The sequence below is a fragment of the Rossellomorea oryzaecorticis genome (genome assembly GCF_038405515.1).
Taxonomy (GTDB): domain Bacteria; phylum Bacillota; class Bacilli; order Bacillales; family Bacillaceae_B; genus Rossellomorea; species Rossellomorea oryzaecorticis_A.
Genome location: NZ_JBBYAF010000017.1, coordinates 75,813 through 82,722, shown reverse-complemented (window position 1 = coordinate 82,722; position 6,910 = coordinate 75,813). Strand labels below are relative to the sequence as shown.

At 40.1% G+C, this 6,910-nt stretch carries 9 protein-coding genes; 2 read left to right on the top strand and 7 right to left on the bottom strand.

Annotation, left to right across the window (positions count from 1 at the left end):
- Window positions 1-113: 113 nt before the first annotated feature.
- The 5 genes from mntR to AAEO50_RS10495 form a co-directional block, all read right to left on the bottom strand.
- Window positions 114-530 carry a transcriptional regulator MntR gene (mntR, locus tag AAEO50_RS10515; RefSeq protein WP_341983277.1) on the bottom strand — a complete coding sequence of 139 codons (417 nt, stop codon included), beginning with the start codon at window positions 528-530 and terminating at the stop codon, window positions 114-116.
- A 78-nt stretch (window positions 531-608) separates the two neighbouring features.
- Entirely contained in the window at window positions 609-1,487 is an 879-nt protein-coding gene (locus tag AAEO50_RS10510) for a metal ABC transporter permease (protein WP_341983275.1), read from the bottom strand.
- Window positions 1,477-2,775, bottom strand: coding sequence for a metal ABC transporter permease (locus AAEO50_RS10505; protein ID WP_341983272.1), 1,299 nt, complete (start codon window positions 2,773-2,775; stop codon window positions 1,477-1,479). Before AAEO50_RS10505 ends, AAEO50_RS10510 begins: the two co-directional genes overlap by 11 nt.
- A 16-nt stretch (window positions 2,776-2,791) precedes the next feature.
- Entirely contained in the window at window positions 2,792-3,538 is a 747-nt protein-coding gene (locus AAEO50_RS10500) for a metal ABC transporter ATP-binding protein (protein ID WP_341983269.1), read from the bottom strand.
- A gap of 18 nt (window positions 3,539-3,556) precedes the next feature.
- The gene (locus tag AAEO50_RS10495) at window positions 3,557-4,492 is read right to left on the bottom strand and encodes a metal ABC transporter solute-binding protein, Zn/Mn family (RefSeq protein WP_341983267.1); all 936 of its coding nucleotides are present in this window, start codon (window positions 4,490-4,492) and stop codon (window positions 3,557-3,559) included.
- 447 nt (window positions 4,493-4,939) lie between these two features.
- Here AAEO50_RS10495 and cspD point away from each other — a divergent pair, with 447 nt between their 5' ends.
- The gene (gene cspD / locus AAEO50_RS10490) at window positions 4,940-5,140 is read left to right on the top strand and encodes a cold-shock protein CspD (RefSeq protein ID WP_341983265.1); all 201 of its coding nucleotides are present in this window, start codon (window positions 4,940-4,942) and stop codon (window positions 5,138-5,140) included.
- A 76-nt stretch (window positions 5,141-5,216) separates the two neighbouring features.
- Here the strand turns inward: cspD and AAEO50_RS10485 are convergent, their stop codons facing one another.
- Complete coding sequence (locus AAEO50_RS10485; protein WP_425383181.1) at window positions 5,217-5,414, bottom strand: zinc-finger domain-containing protein; 198 nt, start codon at window positions 5,412-5,414, stop codon at window positions 5,217-5,219.
- Window positions 5,415-5,458: 44 nt separating this feature from the next.
- Window positions 5,459-6,115: a reverse transcriptase-like protein gene (locus AAEO50_RS10480; protein WP_341983263.1), complete on the bottom strand. Its 657-nt coding sequence runs from the start codon at window positions 6,113-6,115 to the stop codon at window positions 5,459-5,461.
- A 95-nt stretch (window positions 6,116-6,210) separates the two neighbouring features.
- On the opposite strand from AAEO50_RS10480, the gene AAEO50_RS10475 reads away from it, so the two are divergent.
- Complete coding sequence (locus tag AAEO50_RS10475; protein ID WP_341983261.1) at window positions 6,211-6,891, top strand: queuosine precursor transporter; 681 nt, start codon at window positions 6,211-6,213, stop codon at window positions 6,889-6,891.
- Window positions 6,892-6,910 lie beyond the last annotated feature (19 nt).

The window sequence follows — 6,910 nt, the reverse complement described above, 5'->3', positions numbered from 1 at the left end:
CTCCAGCGCCTAGCCCCTCGAGACGTTTCGGTCCGCCCAATGAAGTCAAAGAGCGACTTCACCGGTCGGCCCTCCAACGCTTGTCGGGGCTGACCAAGGCGCTTCCGCTTTTCTTATTCACTTCTACTTTGAACATCTCTTAAATCTTGAATCCTCTTTTTTTCCTCTTCAAAAAACTGGACCAGGTCCCCGATCCTGTCAATGGAGTCCCAGCTCAAATGATGTTCGATGCCTTCAACATCTTCATATATATGTTCTTCCTTTACACCGATTACCCGAAGGAATTGCTCAAGCAGCTCATGTCTGTATACTAAGCGTTTTCCAACTTTATTTCCTTTTGGAGTCAGTACGAGCCCACGATATTTTTCATATACCAGGTAGTCATCTTTATCTAATTTCTGCACCATTTTTGTCACTGAGGAGGGATGTACCGTTAAAGCTTCAGCTATATCGGATACTCTTGCATACCCTTTATTCTCAATTAACAAGTAAATCTGTTCTAAATAGTCTTCCATGCTTGGTGTAGGCATTCTGCACCCTCCAAATTCCCATAAATATCAATAAAAGTTTACTATAAGAACAGGAGGAATACAACCCGGGACTGCGTATCACTGTCCGGTCAGCCTTCTTTGATTAAGAAATTTAGAAATCAAGCCGTACTTTGGTGATACCATCCATACGATAAAAAACACAATGCCGGCCGCCACTGCCATCGCACCTGAAATGGATACGTCGAAAATCTTTGCGCCATAATATCCAGCTACACTGTCAAAGATCCCAATGCCACCACTCAAGAGTAGCATTACCTTATATCTGTCTGTCAATAAATAAGCTGTAGCCCCCGGTGCAATCAACATGGCAACAACGAGAATCGCTCCCACGCTGTCGAATGCAGATACCGTCGTCACGGAAACCAATCCCATCAGGATATAATGAATGACTAAAACTGGAATGCCAATTGCGGCTGCCATGTCGGGATCGAATGACGTTAACTTAAATTCTTTGAATAAGAGAAGAATGACTGTCACATCTATAATCAGAATAGATCCAAGCATGACAACAGACTTAGGTATGGGTCCCAGGAAAGGCAATGAGAGCGTGTTCCAAGGGACAAAAGCAATTTCACCCATCAATGCATGCTCAACATCCAGATGAACATTTTTGGCAAACAAGGAAATGAGAATGACCCCCAATGCAAATAGTGAAGTAAAAACAACACCGATGGATGCATCTTCCTGGATACCGCTCGAATTTAACAGTTGAACGATAAAAGTCGTGAGTAATCCGGCCGCTGCTGCACCAATCAGCATGTAAAACCCATTCATGCTTTGACTGATGATAAAAGCCATTACCAGCCCGAGAAGGACGGTGTGACTAATGGCATCAGCTAACATGGACATTTTTCTCAGAATCAGAAAACAGCCGATCACCCCGCACGACAACCCTACCAGGCTGCCTGTAAAAAGTATCCAAAGTTCATAGCTCATATCTCCGCCCTCCTTTTCCGGCAGTTACTTTTATGTTTAAAAAAGGATTTTGAGTATAAATCTCTGACATTTTCGATTGAAGCTTTTTTAGTTGATCTTTAGATAAGGCTTCTTCTTCTTGCTTCTCGATCCAGGTGATGTCAAGCGAACCCAATTCACTTGGGTACATTTCTTTCAATTCCACCATTTCATCTACAAACCTGAATTGCTCAGCTTTCATAGTACCTGAATCGGTTATAGAAATGATCCCGTCAGACTTTAAGATATAACCGTGTTTCATCAGATGGTTAATGACACGCGTAAACCTTATTTTTGAAATATTCGTTTCCTGAAACAGAAATTCTTCGCTTATAGACTTATCTCTCCATACATGGACTTTCTTTAAAACGAAGCGTACGGCCAGACGATCATCATTCCTGGCTCTTCTCAGAATTATTGAAAATAATCCTCTTTTGGGAGAAAATAGCAGGGAGACGATGAAAATCACTGTTGCACTCAACACAATGAAAGGACCTGTCGATAAACCTTTTCCCAAGGTGCTGATCAACGTTCCCGCTGCTCCTGATAACCCGCCCACTATTCCTGATATTAATACCATCGTACGCAGTGAATCCGTCCAGTATCTGGCTGATACTGCAGGTGTGATCAGCAAGGCTGCCATTAAAATGACCCCTACTGCCTGAATACCGATGACGACAGTAATCACTAAAAGGGAAACGAAGAAAAAATTCAATAAGCCCACAGGGAGCCCAATTCCCCTTGCGAATTGAGGATCAAATGTGCTCACTTTAAATTCTTTAAATAGCAAAGTTGTAATCACAATTAATGCGGCTGCCGTCAGACCCATCAGCTGGACATCCCTTCCGACAAGGGAAGCTGCCTGACCAAAGATGAAGTCATCCAATCCGCTCTGGTTTCCTGTCGGCATCTGGGCAACTTTTGTCAGTAGGACAATACCCAAACCGAAAAAAACCGATAGTACTAAACAGATTGCTGTGTCTTCCTTGATCCTCGTTGTATTGGTTATTAATTGTATCGTATAGGCTGCCAGCAATCCGGTTGCAGCTGCACCAATTAATAACACGAAGAAATTCTTTTCACCAATGAACATAAAAGCAAAGCAAATACCGGGAAGCGCTGCATGGGCCACTGCATCGCCTATTAAACTTTGTTTTCTCAATAGCGCAAAACTCCCTAATACACCACTTGCTATCCCCAATAATAACGTACTGAGCAGCACCCATTGCGTGTTGCCGTCTGTCAAGATCGATTGCCATAAATGACTCACCTTACTCACCCCTTCCTTATGGTTGAATCAGCATTTTATCCTTTTCAAGGAAAGATAATTTCCCGCCGTAGGTCAGTTGTAAATTATCGACATTGAATACATCTGCAGTCGGGCCATATGCGATTGTCTTTCTGTTTAGCAGAAGCGTCCAGTCAAAATATTCTGTAACAGTCTGCAGGTCATGATGAACGACCAAAACAGTCTTTCCCTGTTCCTTCAATTCATTCAATAAAGAGATGATGGCTTTCTCTGTTGCAGCATCCACCCCTACAAAAGGTTCATCCATAAAATAAACTTCTGCTTCCTGAGCAAGTGCACGTGCAAGAAAGACTCTTTGCTGCTGCCCTCCTGAAAGCTGGCTTATTTGTCTTGATGCATATTGAGTCATCCCGACTTTATCCAAACATTCCATTGCAAACGCAACATCTTTTTTAGAGGGTCTCTTAAACCATCCTAAATGCCCATATCTACCCATTAAAACAACATCAAGAGCATTTGTTGGAAAATCCCAATCAACAGATCCCCGTTGAGGGACATACCCTACCGTTTTACTTTTTGGCGAATACGATTTATCAAATATTTTGACATCTCCAGATGATCGCGGAATCAATCCTAAAACCGCTTTTATCAATGTGGATTTACCAGCTCCGTTAGGACCGACGATTCCGATCAGCTTACCTTTGGGAACAGAAAATGCAACGTCTATCAGGACTGGTTTTCTATGATAAGCAACTGTTAAGCCTTTTATTTCTACTGAATTCATGATCTATCCTCCTCACCCTTACTTTAATGCCTCGACAATTGTATCGACATTATGCCGATACATTCCGATATACGTACCTTCCTCTGTTCCTTCTTTCCCCATGGCGTCTGAGAATAATTCTCCGCCGATACTCACTTCATGCCCTTTATCCTTTGCACCGGCTATAACGGCATTAATCGACTTTTCTGAAATGCTTGATTCCACAAAGACAGCTTTGATATTTCTGTCAACCAATGTATTTACCAGCGATTGTACGTCTGCAAGACCATACTCTGAATCCGTACTTAACCCTTGCAGTCCCATGACTTGAAGATCATATTTAGCACCAAAATAGTTAAACGCATCGTGCGCTGTAACAAGAACCCGCTGTTCATCCGGGATCATAGACATTTCTTTGGCAGCATATGCTTTCAATTCATCCAATTCAGCAAAGTATTTTTCAGTATTTTTGATGTAATCTTCTTTATTATCGGGGTCTTTCTCAATTAAGCCATCACGTACTTGCTCCAATGCTATTTTCCATAAATCAATGTCAAACCACACATGCGGATCCATTGCTGTGTTATCCGCTGCATCTTTTCTAAGTTTATCTTTAGGAATGCTGTCTGATATCGCGTATGTCGGCTTTTCCTTATTCATTTTTTCAAATATTTCAAGCATCTTCCCTTCTAAATGAAGACCACTGTAGAAAATAATATCTGCCTCTTGAAGTTTCCCTATATCTGATTGCTTAGCTTTATATAAGTGAGGGTCAACACCTGGTCCCATTAAACTGTGAACTTCTACATGATCCCCTCCGATATTCTTTACTGCGTCCCCGATTTGGCCGATTGTTGTGGTGACGACTATTTTATCATCCGCAGATTCACTCACGGTTGTTCCGCACCCCGAAAGGAACAATCCTCCTATTAAAATGATGACCATTCCGATAAGTGTCACTAACTTTTTGTTCATGTTTAATCTCCTCTCTCACTTTTTCTCATGTTTATTCGATCCACTACCTCTAAACTATTCAATAAGTTTTTATATGTTTCACCTTTTTTTACATAAGCAACTTATTTTAATTAAAGTTATAAATTTTCACTTATGCAACAAAAGTTTCCTTAGTGCAAATTTTATTTCCTTATTCAATTTATGTCAACCTTTCATACGTAAATATTTGAATATTTAACTATCCATTGTTATATGAATTGCTACTCTCTTATGGCGATATAAACTTTTTAAAAATTTCCTTAAAATAAATTTTGGTGATGTTGACTCTAAAATCTGCATATTGTATAGTAAAGACATCATTGAAGTGGGTCGATTTTTAGTGCTTAAGCAGTAAGAGTCAACATTTCGTGATAAATTTTCCAGAAGCACAATTTTTGTGCTTGAACGATTTAGGAGGATAAGAAGAATATGCAAAATGGTAAAGTAAAATGGTTTAACAATGAAAAAGGATTCGGGTTTATTGAAGTAGAAGGCGGAGACGATGTATTCGTACATTTCTCAGCAATCCAAGGCGATGGATTCAAATCTTTAGAGGAAGGTCAAGAAGTTTCTTTCGAAATTGTTGAAGGTAACCGTGGACCTCAAGCAGCTAACGTAGTGAAAATATAATCAAACCCATAAATAAAAAGCGGACGATTCACGAAATCGTCCGCTTTTTCCATTTATTAAGATACTTTTGCTGCAACTACTTCAGTTTATCTCCGTAGTACTTAAGCTGTTCCCCGACTGTACACTCTTCGATACAGAAACGATGGGCCCTTGATTTACCAAACTCCTTACGAAAATATGCTTTAAGCAAACAGTCGCTGCAATAGGTGTCAATTAACTCATCCACTTTATCAACTACTTGTCTGCGTTCCATTTCATCACCTCTAAACTTCATCCATCTTTCGTTTGTATTTATAGGATATATGATCCTGACTGAAATTATTCTATCCGTTTATGACTGTGCACCTCAGTCCCTGATAGAGCCTGGTTAGCGAGTTTATCCGCTTCCTTGTTATCATTTCGGTTCAAGATGTCTACCGTAATCTTCAATTTCAACATATCGATCACAAGTTCAATTCGATCGAGCCATCTGTTTAACCCGTCATCAAAACAAGGCCATTCCCCTTCAAGCTGCTTCAGTACAACTTGTGAATCTCCTTTGATCGTGCAAGGTGCATTCTTCACACCGATTTCTTCAAGAAGGAGAAGAGCATTATGCAGAGCCGCATACTCTGCTTCATTATTATTTTCCAGTCCTTCGAGTTTTTCATTTTTCCGTATCCTGAAGCGGTCATCACCTTTCTCGTAATAAACAACAATCCCGATCCCTGAAAGGGCTTGCTCTTTATCAAAGCCGCCATCGAAAAAGACAACGATATTATCTGGTTCTTTATCCAATTCCTGATTTAACTTGATGAATTCTTTACGGGTCCAGGAATTTTCCATTTCATCGATGATTTCAAGTTCCACGACCCTTCCCGTCTTCATTAAATCATCGACATGAATCATTGTTTCCTTTCTTGAAAACCAAGAGGATTCGAACCAAATATCACTGCTTGTTTTACTTGCATATTTGAACTTGAGTTTCATCTTCATCGTGATCACTCACTTCCATCTGGAGTCTTCATATTGTTCAAGCTTACATTTATTTGTATAATGGAGATTATTGTTCATGCAAGAGGAGGATTTCCATGTTTAATATATGGTTCGGTCTATTGTTTGTCCTCTGTACATTCACGCTGATGCTCATAATGTATAGATTATTTGGACGAACCGGATTATTTGTTTGGGTGGGCATTGCAACCATCCTTGCCAACCTGCAAGTTGTCAAAACCATCGAGATATTTGGCTTAACAGCCACTCTGGGTAATGCGATGTACGGATCTGCATTCTTGGTAACTGATATATTAAATGAAAGGTATGGAAAAAAGGAAGCCCAAAAAGCTGTTTGGTTAGGCTTTTTCACATTACTCATTATGACTATTATTATGCAGCTGGCCCTGCTTTTTCAACCCCATCCTGAAGATATTGCCCAAGAAGCATTATCCACCATTTTTGGTTTGATCCCCAGAATTGCACTGGGAAGCCTGGCTGCATACTTAGTAAGTCAATTTGCAGATGTATATATTTTTTCATATTTAAAGAAAAAATTCCCGACAGACGCTCAGTTTTGGATTCGTAACAACGGAAGTACTATGATCAGTCAGCTTTTGGATACGCTTGTATTTACAAGCATTGCCTTCTTAGGCACATTTCCATTGGAAATCTGGTTAGAGATATTCATCACAACTTATCTGTTAAAATGGATCATTTCTTTATTGGATACACCTTTTGGGTATCTGGCTAAACGATTCCCTGACACTATTGATTAAACCAACCATTTATTCGAGG